The following is a 17,533-nucleotide window of genomic DNA, read 5'->3' as shown; positions in this document are numbered from 1 at the left end:
CCGGGCCCGCCGCCGCCCGCGTACCCGCCCCAGCAGCCGCCCGCCTACGGCTACCCCGGCCCCCCGCCGCAACCCGCGCCGGCCTACGGCTATCCGGCGCCCGGGCCGCAGCCGCAGCCGTTCGTGCCCGATCCGTCGTTCGTGCTGCCGCCCCAGGGGCCGCAGTTCCAGCGCCGCTGACGCCCCGCCCCGGGGCCGGTGCTCAGACCTTGGACTTGTAGCCCCGGCCCCACTGGAGCCCCCAGCCGTAGAGCCGGTCCAGCTCCGCCTGGAAGCCGTAGACGTACTTCACCTCGCGCCGCACCGACAGGCCGTCCTTGCCGTTCTCCAGCATGAAGACGGCGCACGAACGGGCCTGCGGCGCGCGCTCCGCCAGCTTGACCTCCATCCGCGGCCCGGAGCTGGGGTAGAGCGTCACCACCGCGTGGGTGCGGTCGAACGCCGGTGTGCCGTCGTAGATATAGACGAAGATCAACAGCCGCTTGATCTCGTCCCGGTGGTCGAGGTTGATGTAGAGCGTCTCACCGGACCCGGAGCCGAACCGGTCGTCGCCGCTGAGCTTGACGTACGGCGCGGCGTTGAGGTCGCCGAGGAAGTCGCCCAGCGGCTGCACCACGCCCTTGGTGCCGTCCTTGAGCTCGTAGAGGCAGGCCAGGTCGAGGTCGACATTGACCACCGCCGGGCCCTGGGCCTGCACGATCTCCGGTTTGAAGAGCCGGCCCGGATTGCGCAGCAGGCTGCCGGCGCGCATCCCGCCCCGCTCGCCGAAGTCCGAGGTCCGCATCTGCCAGCTCAGATTGACCCGCAGATGCCCGCTGGCCGCCCCCTGCTTGGTCAGCGAGACGACCGGATTCCGCTTCGTCAGCTCGACGACGTGCGAACCGCCGCCGTCGAGCTGCGGCGCGTTGCCACGCCAGAGGTTCCCCAGGAACGACACCTTGCCCCACCCCATACTTCCGGCCCGTACCGACGCGGGGCGGCCGGGGATGCACTCCCCGTGGCCGCCCCGCAGAAAGCGTTCCTCACTCAGCGGTCCGTCACACCCCGGACCTGACCTCCGGCTGGGCGGACGGCTCCTGCCCCGGCTTGCCCTCCCGGCGGTTGCGCAGCACCGACGAGCCGAAGGAGAGCGCGATCAGCACCACACCGACCAGGCCGGTGATGACATCGTTGATCTCGTAGCGGATCGAGACGAGGAGGATGACGCCCAGCGCGCCGATCGCGTAGTGCGCGCCGTGCTCCAGGTAGACGTAGTCGTCCAGGGTGCCCTTGCGGACGAGGAAGACCGTCAGCGAGCGGATGTACATCGCGCCGATGCCCAGACCCAGCGCCATCTCGAAGATGTCATTGGTGATGGCGAACGCGCCGATGACGCCGTCGAAGGAGAACGAGGCGTCGATGACCTCCAGGTAGAGGAACATGAAGAACGCGGCCTTGCCGGCCAGCCCCACCGCGGAGCCGGCCCCGCCGCTCTTCTTCTCCACCGCGGCGCCGTCCGCCTCCTCCGCCTCGTCGTCCTCCAGGCGGCCTTCGAAGTAGCCGGAGATGCCGCCGACGACGAGATACGTGATCAGGCCGCCGATGCCGGCCAGCAGGACCGTGGTGGTCTTGTCACCGGCGCCGTGCGCGGCGTGCGTCGCCACCGTCATGGCGCTCACCAGCAGGGCGACCAGCGCGATGATCACCGAGAGCATGTCCAGCTTGCCGATCCTGGCGAGCGGCTTCTCGATCCACGACAGCCAGGTGTACTCGCGGTCCTCGAAGATGAAGTCGAGGAAGATCATCAGCAGGAAGATGCCGCCGAAGGCCGCGATGGCCGGGTGGGCGCCGGTGACCAGCTCCTGGTAGCGCGCCTTGTCGTTGATGGCCAGCTGGACCGCCTCGATCGGCCCCAGCTTCGCGGTGATGGCGACGATGACGACCGGGAAGACCAGCCGCATGCCGAACACCGCGACGAGGATGCCGACGGTCAGGAAGATCCGCTGCCAGAAGGCGTTCATCTTGCGCAGGATGCCCGCGTTGATGACGGCGTTGTCGAAGGACAGCGAGATCTCCAGGATGGAGAGGATCCCGACGATCGCGAGCCCCTGCCACCCCCAGAGGACGCCGGCCAGGCCGAGGCCGACCGCCGTGATGGCGAACGACCAGCCAAAGGTTTTCAGGAGCACTGCCTACCCAATCCTTCTGTGTGGGTCCCCCGCGCCCAGCGCGCGGCGCTTTACGAAACGTTGACCGGAAGTGTAGAGCGCGCGTTTCCCGGCCGGGCCGGTCGGCCCCCGCCGTCCCGGAGAGCCGCAGGTCGCGGCGGACGCGCCCGCGCACACCCCGGAAACGCGTCCGGCGCCGCACTCCCCGGGCGGGGCGTACGGCGCCGGACGCATCGCGCCGTGCGGTCAGACGTTGACGCCGAAGTCCTGGGCGATACCGCGCAGGCCCGAGGCGTAGCCCTGGCCGATGGCCCGGAACTTCCACTCCGCGCCGTTGCGGTACAGCTCGCCGAAGACCATGGCGGTCTCGGTCGAGGCGTCCTCGCTCAGGTCGTAGCGCGCCAGCTCCTTGCCGTCGGCCTGGTTGACCACGCGGATGTAGGCGTTGCGGACCTGGCCGAAGCTCTGCTGGCGGGTCTCGGCGTCGTAGATCGACACCGGGAACACGATCTTGTGGACGTCGGCGGGGACGCCGGCGAGGTTCACCTTGATGGCCTCGTCGTCGCCCTCGCCCTCGCCGGTGGTGTTGTCACCGGTGTGCTCCACCGAGCCGCAGGGGCTCTTGAGGTTGTTGAAGAACACGAAGTTGAGGTCGTTGGCGACCTTCCCCTGGTCATTCGTCAGCAGGGCGCTGGCGTCCAGGTCGAAGTCCGTACCGGTGGTGGTACGCGCGTCCCAGCCCAGACCGACCAGGACGGCGGTCAGATTGGGGGCTTCCTTCGTCAGCGAGACGTTGCCGCCCTTGCTGAGGCTGACTCCCACGAGTCCTCCCATAGATTCGAGGGGTACGTCATGATGTGCGCCCCCATCGTGCATGGCATCGGATCAACGATTGGATCCTAGTGACCGGTTCCCGCCGGACGCAGATATCGCGCACGGTTCCGGCCGGATGTCCGGCCGGTCGCCGGGACGGCCGCCACACACGGGCCCGGGGTCCGCTCCGGGCGAGCCGCCGCGGACCCGGGCCGGATGCGGCCTACAGGGCTTCGAGGGCCTTGACGTAGTCGTTGAGGTCGCGGGCGTCCGGCAGGCCGTTGACGACCGTCCAGCGGACCACGCCCTCCTTGTCGATCACGAAGGTGCCGCGCACCGCGCAGCCCTTCTCCTCGTCGAAGACGCCGTACGCCTTTGAGGCCGCGCCGTGCGGCCAGAAGTCCGACAGCAGCGGGTACTCAAGGCCCTCCTGCTCGGCGAAGACGCGCAGCGAGAACGGCGAGTCGTTGGAGACCGCGAGCAGCTGGACGTCGTCGTTGACGAACTTCGGCAGCTCGTCGCGGAGCGCGCACAGCTCACCGGTGCACACGCCGGTGAAGGCGAAGGGGTAGAAGAGCAGGACGACGTTCTTCTCGCCGCGGAAGTCGGAGAGCCTGACCAGCTCGCCGTGCTGGTTCTTCAGCTCGAAATCCGGAGCCTTGGTGCCGGCCTCGATCGCCATGGGAGTGCTTCCTTCCGCGTCACGCACAACTTGGACGCGACCACCCTACGCGGCCCGGCCCGGCCCCCGCCGCACCCCTCCTGAACTGCGCCGAGCCCCATCCGGGAGGGGCCCGGAGGGGGCTCGGCGAGGACGGTACGGGGACGCGGTCAGCGCCCGGACGCGATCAGCGCTTGGACTGCGGCGAGATCAGCCGGCTGCCGGTCCAGTCCTTGCCCGCGTTGATGCTCCGGGTCTGGGACAGACCCGCGGTCTGCGCGGCTTCGTTGATATCGCTCGGCTCGATGTAGCCCCCGCGCCCCGTCTTGGGCGTCAGCAGCCAGATGTGGCCGCCTTCGTCGAGCAGACTGATGGCGTCCACCAGCGCGTCCGTGAGATCGCCGTCCTCGTCCCGGAACCACAGGAGGACGACATCGGCGACATCGTCGTAGTCCTCGTCCTCAAGTCCCTGGCCGATGATGGCCTCAATGCTTTCTCGGAGATCCTGCTCGACGTCGTCGTCGTAGCCGATCTCCAGGACCACCTGTCCGGGCTCGAACCCCAGCTTGGCGGCAGGGTTGGTCCGCTCCTCCGCGTGGTCCGCGGTCGCGCTCACGGATTGCCTCCTGTCATCTTTCGGAAAATGCTCGGGGACCCCGCGCGTGCGCGGAGCATTGGGCGTAGTCCACACGTGACGGGCGGATCGCGCAAGTACCCGGCGATCGAGACCGCCGAAACGGTGACGATCAGCGGGCTTCCCGCCGCGGCCCCGTCCCCACCAGGACACCATGAAGTGATACGCACCACAGCATTGTGCCGGGTATATGGGGTAGGGGGGAAGGAATGGCCCCCGCGCAGGGTATCGGAGCATTCCGGGTCCGCTTACCGGGTGCCGTGCGGCCCTTCGCGGGCGCGTTTCGAGATGGGCGTATGGTTGCGATTTGGCCGCCCCCGTCAACGACCGGGGAATCGGCCCTCGCAGCGCCATCTCTCAGCGGGTGGTTACCCATCGGTAGAGGTGACGTATCCCAGTGGCTCGGTACACGATGGAAGACGGCGCGACACAAGGCACAGACAGCATTCGTCCCCGTGCACAGCGGCAATCGCAGGCAGAGCACGACACGAACCGAACACGAAGGAACAGCGTGGCTTCCGGATCCGATCGAAACCCGATCATCATTGGCGGCCTTCCCAGCCAGGTCCCGGACTTCGATCCCGAAGAGACCCAGGAATGGCTCGACTCGCTCGACGCGGCCGTCGACGAGCGAGGCCGGGAACGTGCCCGCTACCTCATGCTCCGCCTGATCGAGCGCGCCCGCGAACGGCGTGTGGCCGTGCCCGAGATGCGCAGCACGGACTACGTCAACACCATCGCGACCAAGGACGAGCCGTTCTTCCCCGGCAACGAGGAGATCGAGCGCAAGGTCCTCAACGCGACCCGGTGGAACGCCGCCGTCATGGTCTCCCGCGCCCAGCGCCCGGGCATCGGCGTCGGCGGCCACATCGCCACCTTCGCCTCCTCCGCCTCGCTCTACGACGTGGGCTTCAACCACTTCTTCCGCGGCAAGGACGAGGGCGACGGCGGCGACCAGATCTTCTTCCAGGGCCACGCCTCGCCCGGTATCTACGCCCGCGCGTTCCTGCTGGACCGGCTCTCCGAGGAGCAGCTCGACGCGTTCCGCCAGGAGAAGTCCAAGGCCCCGCACGGCCTGTCCAGCTATCCGCACCCGCGGCTGATGCCGGACTTCTGGGAGTTCCCGACCGTCTCGATGGGCCTCGGCCCGCTCGGCGCGATCTACCAGGCCCGGATGAACCGCTACATGGAGGCCCGCGGCATCGCCGACACCTCCAAGTCGCATGTCTGGGCGTTCCTCGGCGACGGCGAGATGGACGAGCCGGAGTCGCTCGGCCAGCTGTCCATCGCCGCCCGCGAGGGCCTGGACAACCTCACTTTCGTCGTCAACTGCAACCTCCAGCGGCTGGACGGCCCGGTCCGCGGCAACGGCAAGATCATGCAGGAGCTGGAGTCGCAGTTCCGCGGCGCCGGCTGGAACGTCATCAAGCTGGTCTGGGACCGCAGCTGGGACCCGCTGCTGGCGCAGGACCGCGACGGCATCCTGGTCAACAAGCTCAACAGCACCCCCGACGGGCAGTTCCAGACCTACGCCACCGAGACCGGTGCGTACATCCGCGAGCACTTCTTCGGTGACGACCACCGGCTGCGCGCGATGGTCGCGAACATGACCGACGACCAGATCCTCCACCTGGGCCGCGGCGGCCACGACCACCGGAAGATCTACGCGGCGTACGCGGCGGCCAAGGCCCACAAGGGCCAGCCGACCGTGATCCTGGCCCAGACCGTCAAGGGCTGGACTCTCGGCCCGAACTTCGAGGGCCGCAACGCCACGCACCAGATGAAGAAGCTGACGGTCGAGGACCTCAAGCGCTTCCGCGACCGGCTGCACCTCCCCATCCCGGACAAGGACCTCGAGGACGGCCTGCCGCCGTACTACCACCCGGGCCCGGACTCCGAGGAGATCCAGTACATGCACGACCGCCGCAAGGCGCTGGGCGGCTATGTGCCGACCCGGGTCGTGCGCGCCAAGCCGCTGCAGCTGCCCGGCGACAAGGCGTACGCAACCGCCAAGAAGGGCTCGGGGCAGCAGAAGATCGCCACGACCATGGCGTTCGTCCGCATCCTGAAGGACCTGATGCGGGACAAGGAGATCGGCAAGCGCTTCGTGCCGATCGCCCCGGACGAGTACCGGACCTTCGGTATGGACGCGTTCTTCCCGTCCGCCAAGATCTACAACCCGCTGGGCCAGAGCTACGAGTCGGTCGACCGCGAGCTGCTGCTGGCCTACAAGGAGTCGCCGACCGGCCAGATGCTGCACGACGGCATCACCGAGGCCGGCTGCACCGCCTCCCTGATCGCCGCCGGCTCGGCGTACGCCACCCACAACGAGCCGCTGATCCCGGTCTACGTCTTCTACTCGATGTTCGGTTTCCAGCGGACCGGCGACCAGTTCTGGCAGATGGCCGACCAGCTCGCGCGCGGCTTCGTGCTCGGCGCGACCGCCGGCCGCACCACGCTGACCGGTGAGGGCCTCCAGCACGCGGACGGCCACTCCCAGCTGCTGGCCTCCACCAACCCGGCCTGTGTCGCCTACGACCCGGCCTACGGCTACGAGATCGCGCACATCGTCAGGGACGGTCTGCGGCGGATGTACGGCGAGACCGCCGACGGGCAGCCGGGCGAGGACGTCTTCTACTACCTCACCGTCTACAACGAGCCGATCGTGCACCCGGCGGAGCCGGAGGACGTCGACGTCGAGGGCATCCTGAAGGGTCTGCACCGGATCGCGCCGGGCGAGAAGGGCGAGCACCGGGCCCAGATCCTCGCCTCGGGCGTCGCGGTCCCGTGGGCCGTCGAGGCCCAGCGGATCCTCGCCGAGGAGTGGAACGTCAAGGCCGATGTCTGGTCGGCGACCTCCTGGAACGAGCTGCGCCGGGACGCGGTCGCGGCCGAGGAGCACAACCTCCTGCACCCGGAGGAGGAGCAGCGCGTCCCGTACGTGACGCAGAAGCTCCAGGGCGCCGAGGGCCCGAAGATCGCGGTCTCGGACTGGATGCGCTCCGTCCCGGACCAGATCGCGCGCTGGGTGCCCGGCACGTACCAGTCGCTGGGCGCGGACGGTTTCGGCTTCGCCGACACCCGCGGCGCGGCCCGCCGCTTCTTCCACATCGACGCGCAGTCGATCGTGCTGGGCGTGCTCACCGAGCTGGCCAAGGAGGGCAAGGTCGACCGGTCGCTGCTCAAGCAGGCGATCGACCGCTACCAGCTCCTGGACGTGACGGCCGCCGACGCGGGTGAGGCCGGCGGCGACGCCTGACCTCCCCGCGGCCTGCCGCCGCACCCTCTCCCCCGCGCCCCCCGGCCGACGGATCCCGTCGCCCGGGGGGCGCGGCGCTACCGCCGCGGCCGGCCCGCTCAGTGCTCCCACAGCTTGAACGCCCTTACCTGGTAAGGCGAGCGCGGCACCCAGCTGCCGCCGCCCGGGTAGGTGTCGAACTCGCCGGTCTCGGCGCAGACGGCGCTCTGGTAGGTGGTGACCGGGCGGCCGGTGCGGTTGGCGAACGAGGCCGCGGTCATGCCCTTCGGCAGGGTCACACAGCTCTCGATCTCGGTGCCGGCCAGTTCGTAGTGGTGCGGCCGGCCGCGGAAGTCGGCCTGCGGCCACAGGCACAGCCGGCCCGGCGCGCAGTCGCCGGAGGCGGCGGCGGTGCGTGAGCCGCCGGCCGCGCGGGCGGCGGCCGGGGCGCCGTGGGCGGCCGGGGTGACCAGGGCCGCGGCGAGCGCGGCGAGGCCGGTGACGAGTGCGGTGCCGCGGAAGGTGCGGGACGTCGGGATGCGCATCGGAGTCTCTCCCCCGTGTGTGGGCCGTGGCGGTGGTGCGCGCGGGTCGGCGCGGGCCGCGGCCGGTGGCGTCCGCTGCGGGCGGGTGCCCGCGGCGGGTTCGGGATCGAGGGTGCGGCGGAGCGGACGCTTCCGCCAAGGCCCGGGCGGCGGCACCACCCGGATCGGGGATGTGGACAGCCGTCAGGACGCCAACCTGCCTGCTCATACGCGGTGTTGACGCCTGGCGGGCCGCGGCGCGGGGGCGGCGAAACCGTTCCTCGCGGGCGCCGCACGGGACGCGGCCGGGCCCGCTGTCCCGGAGGAGCGGCGGGGGTCGCGCGGTTCCCGCCCGGTGTCATCCGGATGAGCGATCCGGCGTCCGGAGCGGGGCCAACTGCCGCAAGGGCTCGGGGCGATGGGCGCCGGGAGGGCCGCGGAGGGGCGGGTTGACGGCCGCGGGCGGGCGCGGGGCGGTCGCGGGGCGGTGACGGTGGCGGAGAGGGCCGTGACGGTGGCGGGCGGATGCGATGCGGTCGCGGGGCCGTGACGCGCGGGTGCGGGGCGGCCGCGGCTGGTGCGCGTCGTGGGGCCTGCGCGTTCGGCCCGCCGGGGAAACGCGACGGCGCGCGGCCGGCCGAGGAGGTCTCGGTCGTCCGCGCGCCGTGGGACGGTCCGCCGTGGTGCGGCCCGCGCCGTGGTGGAACGGGCCGCGTGCCGCGGGCCCGTCCGGGCGTTCGTCAGATGTGGCCGACGCCCGCGCCCGCCGCGGCGTTCGCACCGCGCTTGGTGAGCAGCGCGACGGCGGCGGCGAGGATCGCCACACCGCAGGCGACCGTGAAGGCCAGGCCCATACCGGAGACGAAGGTGTCGTGCGCCACCGCGATGATCTTGTCGGCGAACGGCTTCGGGGTGTGCGGCGGCACCGGCGCGATACCGGCCGAGACGGCGTCGGACGCCTGGGCCAGCTGCTCGGGCCGCAGCGGCGGGAGGCCGGCGCCCTGCCAGTTGCCCGGGAGTTCGTGGTCGACGCGGGAAGCCATCACCGCGCCGAGCACGGCGGTGCCGAGGCTGCCGCCGACCTGCATCGCGGCCTGCTGGAGCCCGCCGGCCACACCGGACAGCTCCAGCGGGGCGTTGCCCACGATGACCTCGGTGGCGCCGACCATGACCGGTGCCAGCCCCAGGCCGAGCAGGGCGAACCAGAGCGCCATCGGGCCGGTGGTGGTGGACGCGTCCAGCCCGGACATGCCGTACATCGCGACGGCGGTGAGGATCATGCCGCCGACCAGCGGGATGCGCGGGCCGAACTTGGTGATGAGCGCACCGGCCAGCGGGGAGCCGACGATCATCATGCCGGTCAGCGGCAGCAGGCGCAGACCGCTGTCCACCGGGCTCAGGCCGTGGACGTTCTGGAGGTAGAACGTCACGAAGAACAGGCCGCCCATGAAGGCGAAGGCCATCAGCACCATCAGGACGGTGCCGGCGGTCAGCGGCACCGAGCGGAACATCCGCAGCGGGATCAGCGGCTCGCGGACCCGGCTCTCCAGGACGGCGAAGAGCGCGAAGAGGACCACCGCGCCGGCCAGGAAGCCCCAGGTGGACAGGGAGCCCCAGCCCCAGTCCGTCGCCTTGATCAGCGGCCAGATCAGGCAGAACATCGCGCCGGAGAGCAGCACGATGCCGGGGATGTCGAAGGAGCGCGGGGCGTTCTCGGCGCGGTGGTCCTTGAGGATCACCAGGCCGAGGACGAGGGCCAGCACGCCGACCGGCACGTTGATGAAGAACACGGACTGCCAGCTGACGTGCTCGACCAGCAGTCCGCCGACTATCGGGCCGCCGGCGGTGGAGGCGCCGATGACCATGCCCCAGATGCCGAGGGCCATGTTCAGCTTCTCGGCCGGGAAGGTGGCGCGCAGCAGGCCCAGCGCGGCCGGCATCAGCAGCGCGCCGAAGAGCCCCTGGAACACCCGGAAGACGACGACCAGGGCCACCTCGCCGGAGAACCCGATGGCGGCGGAGGCGGCGGCGAAGCCGAGGATGCCGATCAGGAAGGTCTGGCGGTGGCCGAAGCGGTCGCCGAGCTTGCCGGCCGTGATCAGCGAGACGGCCAGGGCGAGCATGTAGCCGTTGGTGATCCACTGCACGTCGGCGAGGGAGGCGTGCAGATCCGTCTTGATGGCGGGGTTGGCGATGGCGACGATCGTGCCGTCGAGGGCCACCATCATCACGCCGATGGCGACGGAGAAGAGGGTCAGCCAGGGATGGCCCCGCAGCCCCTTGCGAGGCTCCGGTACGGGAAGTTCCGGTGCGACGTGGGCGACCGGGGTCTGAGAGCTCATGATTCGAGGCTAATGTCAGTCGCTGACAGTTGACAAAGCATTTCATCAGTCGGTAACTGTCATTTAGCTCACAGGTATCGTGAGCAGCGAGAACACCTCGGAAAGGCGGCGCAGGATGACGGACCCGACGCCGCGGACGACCCCGGCCCCCGGTCTGCGTGAACGCAAGAAGCGGCGCACCCGGGACGCCCTGATCCGTGCGGCCCTGGAACTGTTCACCGAGCAGGGCTACGAGGAGACGACGATCGACGAGATCGCCGAGGCCGTGGACGTCTCCCAGCGCACCTTCTTCCGGTACTTCGCCAACAAGCAGGAAGTCGTCTTCGCCGTCCAGGACATGATCGAGGCCCGCTTCCTGGACGAGCTGCGGGGGCGGCCGGCCGAGGAGCAGCCGCTGACCGCGCTGCGCAGCGCCGTGCTGGCCGCCTGGGACGACATCGGGGAGACCATCGCGTCGACGATCCCGGTGGACCTGCACATGCGCTCGTACCGGATGATCGAGTCGACGCCGGCGCTGGTCGCCGCGCATCTGCGGCGTTCCACGGAACTGGAGGAGCAGATCGCCCAGTTGATCGCCCGGCGCGAGGGGCTGGACGTGGACGCCGATCCGCGGCCGCGGGTGGTGGTCGCGGCGTTCAGCGGGGTGATGCGGGTGGCCGGGAAGGTGTGGGGCGAGGGACACGACTGCAGCGTGGCGGCGATCCGCGAGGTGACCGAGTCCTACCTGGACCACATCGGGCCGGCGATCGAGACGGACTGGCGGCGGGGCTGACGGCCGGGCCGGCCGCCCCGGCCCGCTGTCCGGCCTGCGGCCTGCAGCCTGTGGCCTGTGGCCTGTGGCCTGCCCGCGCCGACGGAACGTTCGGCGCGTCGGATCGGTTCCTTTCCGTTCCGTTCGGAACTGTGTCTTCGCGCACGCCACGCCGCCGCGAGATGTCGCGTTTGACACAAATACCCTTCACGAAACGTGAGATGGCTCACCGGGGTCGGCGAGCGCCCTCCCGCGTCTCCTAGGGTGGCCCGCGGTGACTTCTTTCCCGGGCCTCGGCGCCTTCCCCGGTTTCCTGCAGTCCACCGCCTGGCGAGCCGCGCTCGCCCTGGTGGTGGTGTTCGTGATGCTCGCCATGACGGGCTTCACGGCCATCAGAGGCACCAAGGAGGACGCCAACCCGCTGGCCACCGCCCGGAACGCCTGGCGGCACGCCACGTTCCACGGGCGGCCGCTGCCCGACCCCGACGCCGCGCCGGCCACCCTCCGGGCGTTCTTCACCGGCCTCGACCGGACCGCCCGCCTCCAGCTGGCGGACAGATACCCGCTGGTCGTCGGCAACATGGGCGGCGCCCCCGTAGGACTGCGCTACCACGCCAACCGGCTCGCGATCGACCACGCCCGGGAGATCGAGCAGCGCCGCACGGCCGACCACCGGCTCACGCCCGTCGGCCGCCAGGAGGCGGGCCGGCTGATGCACCGCCTGGAATCGCTGATGAGCCCCGGCCGGCAGATCCTCGCCTTCGACCCGGCGGGCGACGGCCGCGCCGCCGAGGTCTTCGGAAACCTCCGCACCGCCGACCGGGTCTCGGTGGTGGTCCCCGGGGTGGACACCAACCTCGCGACCTTCGAGCGCACCGCCAAGGCGACCGCCGCCCCCGTGGGCATGGCCCGGTCCCTGTACGACGCCGAGCGGTCCGCCCGCCCCGGTAGCCGTACGGCGGTGATCGCCTGGGCCGACTACACCACCCCGGCCGGGCTGGGCGTGGAGGCGGCCACCGGGCAGCTCGCCGAGGCCGGCGCGATCCGGCTGCGCGCCCTGGTGACCGCGCTGCCGTCCACCGACACCGTCTCGCTCTTCTGCCACAGCTACGGCTCCGTGGTGTGCGGCCTCGCCGCCCGGAACCTCCCCCGCAACGTCACCGACATCGCGGTGGCCGGCAGCCCCGGCATGCGGGCCGGGAACCTGGCGGGCCTGGGCACGCACGCCCGGGTCTGGGCGATGCGGGACGCCGACGACTGGATCCAGGACGTGCCGTACATGGAGGTCGGGGGCCTCGGCCACGGTGCCGACCCGGTGGACCCGTCCTTCGGGGCCCGGGTGCTGTCCGCCCAGGGCGCCGCCGGGCACGCCGGCTACTTCGCGCCCGGCACCCACAGCCTGCGCAACTTCGCCCTGATCGGCGTGGGCGACCTGGGCTCGGTGGAGTGCGCGGCCGACGATGCCCGGTGCGTCGCGGGTGTGGCCTAGGTAGCGGGGATCCGGCCTGGACGGCGCGGACCTGGCCTGTGCAGCGGGAATCCGGGGGCGGCCACGGCGCCCGGGGACACGCGGCCGCGGCGGGAACCGCCACGGGGCCCGGTGACGTGAACAGGGCAACGGCGGCCCCGGATTCCGGGTCCCGCCGGCGCCACAGCACAGGTGTCCGGAAGGGGGACGGGCGGGCAACCACCCGCATACGATGAGCCGCATGGGTGATGTGCTGGCCGGTTTTCATGCCGTCTGGGAGTTCGACTCGGACTCCGTACTCATCCGCTTCGAACGGGGGATCCGCAGGCCGAGGCTGTTCCAGGCGCTCGGCGAGCGACGCATTCCGTACGAGGCGCTGAGATCCGTCGAGGTCCGCACGGGCCGGCGCGGCACGATCGTGCTGCGCGCCGTGCCGCGGCCGGGCGCCGACCCCCTGATGGAGGCGGCGGACGGACAGCTCAAGGAGGACGCCGACCCGTACCGGCTGGTGCTGCCGGCCGAGCGGGAGACGCTGGCCTCGTACTACGCCGACGAGCTGCGGGGCGTGCTGGGGCCCGCCGCCGGGGAGCCCGCCGAGCGCCACCTGGTGGCCGCGCCGGATCCCCCGCTGCACTTCAAGGCGTACGACGGCAAGGCGTCCTTCGACGGCCGGTCGGTCGCCTTCCGCTGGTTCTGGACGGGGGCGTCGTCGGCGAAGTGGAAGAGCGGCGACCAGACCTTCCCGGTCGGCGGGCTGACCGGCGTGGAGTGGCGCTCGCCGGAGATCCTCAACGGCCATCTGCGGCTGTTGGAGCGCGACGCCCCCGAGGCGCGGCCCGGCGACGCCGACCAGGATCCGGCGGCGGTGGTCTTCGGCCTCGGCTACGGGCCGGTCCACGAGTCCCTGCCGTTCGCGGCCGCCGTCCTCCAGGCCGTACGGGCCGCCGAGCCGGCGCCGGACCGTTGCGGGCGGGCACCGGTGCGGTGCGCCGGCGGCAGCGGCCGGGACCCGGCCGATATCGCGGACCGGATCCGGTACCTCGGCGAGCTGCACGGCGCGGGGCTGCTGACGGACGACGAATTCAGCGCGAAGAAGGCCGAGTTGCTGGCCGAGCTGTAGGGGTGGCGCCGGGCAGTTGCCGGGCGCGGGCCCTGCCGTGCCGGGCGCGGACCGGGCCGGTGCCGGGGCCGCCGGGTCATACCGTGGTACGGGACGGAAGCCCGAACCACGGTATGACGCGGCGCCGTGCGCGGTCCGCTTACATTGATCCCGCGATGACCAGGCGAACCTTCACCCCAGACCACGAGCCGGCCCCCGACCGCGGGCGCGGCGCGGCCCGCGCGCAGGCGCTGCGTGTGGCGCGCCGGGCGGCGCGGGCGGCCCGGCCGGCCCTGCGCGTGCTCGCCACCGAGCTGGGCACGCCGACCCGGCCCGGCACTCCGCTGTTCGGCGGCGTCCGGAGCCGCTGGCTGCGCCGGCTGCCGTACGCCGTGGCGTTCGCGTTCGTGGCGTCCCTGCTGCCGACCGGGATCAACGTCCTGCACAACGACTACGGCATGGCCGGCGGCCTCGCCGGCGCGCTGGGCACCGCGCAGAGCGTGCCGCTGCTGCTGGCGGTGACGCGGCCGCTCCAGGCGTGGTGGGTGATCTTCGCGGCGGACGTGCTCTGCGCCGCCGTGCTGACCGGCACCGAAGGGGTCGCGGGCCGCCCCTGGCCGTGGCCGGCCACCGTGATCGTCGGCTATCTCGCCCTGCTGCTGGCGCTGTCCGTGCGCGAGCGCCGGCGCACGCTGATAGCGGTCTGGCTGACGACCGGCGCCGCGGGCATCCTCTTCGAGGCGGTCGCGCCCGAGGGCGTCCAGAGCAGCTGGGTGCTGCTGTTCGTGCTCTCCGGCGTGGTGCTGCTGCTCGGCGCCGCACTGCGCGAACGAGGCGATGCCCAGCGGAAGTTGCAGGAGCAGGAGACCATCAGCGAGGCCGAGCGGTCCCGGCGCACGCTGCTGGAGGAGCGCACCCGCATCGCCCGCGAGCTGCACGACGTCGTCGCTCACCACATGTCGGTGATCACCGTCCAGGCGGACAGCGCGCCGTACCGCATCAGCGGCATACCCGACGAGGCGCGGGAGGAGTTCGGGGCGATCGCGTCGAGCGCGCGGGAGTCGCTGGCGGAGATGCGGCGGCTGCTCGGGGTGCTGCGCAGCGAGGAGACCGAGCGCCAGGGCGGGCCGGAGAAGGCTCCGCAGCCGGGGATCGGCCAGCTGCCGAAGCTGGTCGAGGCGACCGTACGGGCCGGTGTGCCGGTGGAGTTGGTGCTGCCGGAGGAGCCGGTGGCGCCCGAGCCGGCGGTGGACCTCTCGGCGTACCGCATCGTCCAGGAGGCGCTGGCCAATGTGGTGCGGCACGCGCCGGGCGCGCGGACCCGCGTATCGGTGACGACCACCGGCGACGGCTCCCGGCTGACGGTGCTGGTGGTCAACGAACCGCCCGCGCCGCCGCTTTCGGCGCCGCTGGAGACCAGTGGCACGGGGCACGGTCTGGTGGGGATGCGGGAGCGGGTGCGGCTGGTGGACGGCACACTCGATACGGGGCCGCTGCCGGACGGCGGCTTCCGGGTCGCCGCCCAGCTCCCGCTGGCGCCGCCGCCCGCCCCGTCCGCCCCTCTCACCGCGAAGGACTCCGACGCCCCATGACGACCCGCGTGATCATCGTTGACGACCAGGCCATGGTGCGGGCGGGATTCGCCGCGCTGCTCGCCGCGCAGAGCGATATCGACGTGGTGGGCGACGCGGCGGACGGTGTGCAGGGCGTCGAGCTGGCCCGGCGCACGCATCCGGACGTGGTGCTGATGGACGTCCGGATGCCGGAGATGGACGGCCTGGAGGCGGCCCGCCGGCTGCTCGACCCGCCCGCCGGCGTCGCCCACCGCCCCAAGGTGCTGATGCTGACCACCTTCGACGTCGACGACTACGTCTACGAGGCGCTGCGCGCCGGGGCCTCCGGCTTCCTGCTCAAGGACGCCCCGCCGGCCGATCTGATCTCCGCGGTGCGGGTGGTGGCGGCCGGTGAGGCGCTGCTGGCGCCCTCGGTGACGCGCCGGCTGATCGCCGACTTCGCCCGCCAGCGGCCCGCGCCCCGCAAGGACCGCACCGCCCTCCGGCTCAACGGCCTCACCCCGCGCGAGACGGAGGTGCTGGAGCTGATCGCCCGCGGGCTGTCCAATCAGGAGATCGCCGAGAAGCTGATCCTGGCCGAGCAGACGGTGAAGACCCACATCGGCCGGGTGCTCGCCAAGCTGGGGCTCCGCGACCGCGCCCAGGCGGTGATCTTCGCGTACGAGTCGGGGCTGGTCGCGCCCGGCGAACGGTAGCCGCGCCCGGCCACGGCCCCCGCCACGGTCCCGGCCCCCGCCGTCTCCGGACGCGTCCCCGGACCCCGGCCCGCCCGCTGTCATACCGCCGTGCACCGGCTGCCCCCACCCGCCCCTGGGGCCAGCCCCACCGACCCTGTGAAGGCAGCCCCCGACTCCTCATCCCCGGGTACGACGGCGGTCCGGGACCCCCTACCCCGGTATCACGCGGGAGTTGGCTCCGCGGGGTGACGCCGTGTCACCCGCCGCGTCCGTAGTTTTCCCTCCGCCACACCGCTGGAAGAGGGAGAGACCACCATGACCGTGCCGCGGAACGCCGTCCGGCGCAGCAAGCGGACGCTCACCGCCGCCGTCCTCGCACTGGCCGTCGCCGCGGGGACCGGCGGCTGGGCGGCCGGTACGGCGCAGACCGCGGTCACCGGTCCGGCGCCCGGCGCCGCCGCCTGGCGCGCCGACCACTCCCTCGGCGTGGCCCTGCCGGATCCGGCGAGCGCCTCCCCCGCCGAGGTCGCCCGCTTCTTCGCCGGGCTGACCGGCGCCCAGCAACAGGCGCTCGCCGCCCGCCACCCGCTCACCGTCGGCAACCTCGACGGGGCCCCGGTCGCCCTGCGGTACGAGGCCAACTCCCGTGCGCTGCGCGCCGAACGGGACCGCGCGCTGGCCCGGGCCACCGACCCGGCCGGCACCCTCCAGGACCACCAGCAGGCCCGGCGGGCCGCCGCCCGCTACGCCGCGCTGCTCGCGCCCGGCCGGCGGATCCTCGCCTTCGACCCGCGCGGCCGCGGCCAAGTGGCCGAGGTCCACGGCGACTTGGCGGCGGCCCGGCGCACCGCGGTGATCGTGCCCGGTTCGGACATCGACCTGGCCACCTTCGACCGCGCGACCGACCCGTACGGCACGCCGACCGGGATGGCGGCGTCGCTGCGCCGGCGGATGGCGGCCGAGGCGCCCGGCGTCCCCACCGCGGTGATCGCCTGGGTCGGCTACACCACCCCGGTCGGGCTGGGCCCGGACGCCGCGACCGGCCGGCTCGCCGAGGCCGGCGCGCCCCGGCTGGCCCGCTTCCTGGCCGGCCTGGCCGCCACCGGCACCCCCGCCCCGGCCGTGCTGTGCCACAGCTACGGCTCGGTGGTCTGCGGACTGGCCGCCCCGCACACCGGCCGCGGCGACCTCACCGACCTGATCGTCTTCGGCTCCCCCGGGATGCGCCGGGACACCGCGGCCGATCTGCGCACCCCGGCCCGGGTCTGGGCGGCGCGGGACACCTCGGACTGGATCGGGGACGTGCCGAACGTCGAGGTGCTGGGCCTGGGCCACGGCGCCGACCCGACCGACCCGGCGTTCGGCGCCCGCCGGGTGCCCGCCCAGCGCGCCAAGGGCCACACCGGCTACCTCGCCCCCGGAACGGACTCGCTCCGCGCCATCGCCGCGATCGTCCTGGGCCACCCGGAGACCGTGCGCTGAACGCCGTACGGCCGCGGCCGTGACCGCCGCCCGCACCCACCGCGCCCCAGCCCGCCCCCCGGCCCGGCCCGGCCCCAACGCAAGCCAACGAGCCACCAGCCCGCCAGCTCACCACCCGCCACC

Annotated in this window: 14 protein-coding genes and 1 pseudogene; 8 read left to right on the top strand and 7 right to left on the bottom strand. The window is 72.4% G+C overall.

Annotation, left to right across the window (positions count from 1 at the left end):
* A pseudogene (locus ADL22_RS03695) lies at window positions 1-180 on the top strand (TerD family protein); the annotation flags it as partial.
* 22 nt (window positions 181-202) lie between these two features.
* Here ADL22_RS03695 and ADL22_RS03690 read toward each other — a convergent pair.
* From ADL22_RS03690 to ADL22_RS03670, 5 genes are all read right to left on the bottom strand, one after another.
* Window positions 203-937 (bottom strand): TerD family protein, encoded by a 735-nt coding sequence (locus tag ADL22_RS03690; RefSeq protein WP_066973776.1) that lies wholly within the window; start codon window positions 935-937, stop codon window positions 203-205.
* Between the two features lie 100 nt (window positions 938-1,037).
* Window positions 1,038-2,168 carry a DUF475 domain-containing protein gene (locus ADL22_RS03685; protein WP_066973775.1) on the bottom strand — a complete coding sequence of 377 codons (1,131 nt, stop codon included), beginning with the start codon at window positions 2,166-2,168 and terminating at the stop codon, window positions 1,038-1,040.
* A gap of 225 nt (window positions 2,169-2,393) precedes the next feature.
* Window positions 2,394-2,969: a TerD family protein gene (locus tag ADL22_RS03680; RefSeq protein WP_066973772.1), complete on the bottom strand. Its 576-nt coding sequence runs from the start codon at window positions 2,967-2,969 to the stop codon at window positions 2,394-2,396.
* Window positions 2,970-3,183: 214 nt separating this feature from the next.
* Window positions 3,184-3,642, bottom strand: coding sequence for a peroxiredoxin (locus ADL22_RS03675; RefSeq protein WP_066973769.1), 459 nt, complete (start codon window positions 3,640-3,642; stop codon window positions 3,184-3,186).
* Window positions 3,643-3,808: 166 nt separating this feature from the next.
* Complete coding sequence (locus ADL22_RS03670; protein ID WP_066973767.1) at window positions 3,809-4,237, bottom strand: DUF3052 domain-containing protein; 429 nt, start codon at window positions 4,235-4,237, stop codon at window positions 3,809-3,811.
* A 529-nt stretch (window positions 4,238-4,766) separates the two neighbouring features.
* Between ADL22_RS03670 and aceE the strand changes: the two genes are divergently transcribed.
* On the top strand, window positions 4,767-7,514 hold the full coding sequence (aceE, locus tag ADL22_RS03665; protein ID WP_066973765.1) for a pyruvate dehydrogenase (acetyl-transferring), homodimeric type: 2,748 nt from the start codon (window positions 4,767-4,769) through the stop codon (window positions 7,512-7,514).
* Between the two features lie 98 nt (window positions 7,515-7,612).
* Here the strand turns inward: aceE and ADL22_RS03660 are convergent, their stop codons facing one another.
* Both ADL22_RS03660 and ADL22_RS03655 read right to left on the bottom strand, forming a co-directional pair.
* Window positions 7,613-8,038, bottom strand: coding sequence for a peptidase inhibitor family I36 protein (locus ADL22_RS03660; protein ID WP_066973764.1), 426 nt, complete (start codon window positions 8,036-8,038; stop codon window positions 7,613-7,615).
* A gap of 719 nt (window positions 8,039-8,757) precedes the next feature.
* Window positions 8,758-10,359, bottom strand: coding sequence for an MFS transporter (locus tag ADL22_RS03655; protein WP_066973761.1), 1,602 nt, complete (start codon window positions 10,357-10,359; stop codon window positions 8,758-8,760).
* 115 nt (window positions 10,360-10,474) lie between these two features.
* On the opposite strand from ADL22_RS03655, the gene ADL22_RS03650 reads away from it, so the two are divergent.
* The 6 genes from ADL22_RS03650 (at window position 10,475) to ADL22_RS03625 (ending at window position 17,410) form a co-directional block, all read left to right on the top strand.
* Complete coding sequence (locus tag ADL22_RS03650; protein ID WP_066973759.1) at window positions 10,475-11,131, top strand: TetR family transcriptional regulator; 657 nt, start codon at window positions 10,475-10,477, stop codon at window positions 11,129-11,131.
* A gap of 253 nt (window positions 11,132-11,384) precedes the next feature.
* Window positions 11,385-12,599: an alpha/beta hydrolase gene (locus tag ADL22_RS03645; RefSeq protein ID WP_066973757.1), complete on the top strand. Its 1,215-nt coding sequence runs from the start codon at window positions 11,385-11,387 to the stop codon at window positions 12,597-12,599.
* A gap of 220 nt (window positions 12,600-12,819) precedes the next feature.
* Window positions 12,820-13,698 (top strand): DUF4429 domain-containing protein, encoded by an 879-nt coding sequence (locus ADL22_RS03640; protein ID WP_066973755.1) that lies wholly within the window; start codon window positions 12,820-12,822, stop codon window positions 13,696-13,698.
* Between the two features lie 155 nt (window positions 13,699-13,853).
* The gene (locus ADL22_RS03635; RefSeq protein ID WP_066973753.1) at window positions 13,854-15,269 is read left to right on the top strand and encodes a sensor histidine kinase; all 1,416 of its coding nucleotides are present in this window, start codon (window positions 13,854-13,856) and stop codon (window positions 15,267-15,269) included.
* The gene (locus ADL22_RS03630; protein WP_066973752.1) at window positions 15,266-15,946 is read left to right on the top strand and encodes a response regulator; all 681 of its coding nucleotides are present in this window, start codon (window positions 15,266-15,268) and stop codon (window positions 15,944-15,946) included. The genes ADL22_RS03635 and ADL22_RS03630 overlap by 4 nt, the downstream gene beginning before the upstream one ends.
* Window positions 15,947-16,243: 297 nt before the next feature.
* Window positions 16,244-17,410: an alpha/beta hydrolase gene (locus ADL22_RS03625; protein ID WP_066973750.1), complete on the top strand. Its 1,167-nt coding sequence runs from the start codon at window positions 16,244-16,246 to the stop codon at window positions 17,408-17,410.
* Window positions 17,411-17,533: the final 123 nt, after the last annotated feature.

Origin of the sequence: Streptomyces sp. NRRL F-4489 (assembly GCF_001509485.1) — a bacterium.
GTDB lineage: Bacteria > Actinomycetota > Actinomycetes > Streptomycetales > Streptomycetaceae > Streptomyces.
This window is presented reverse-complemented; position numbering and strand designations above follow the sequence as displayed.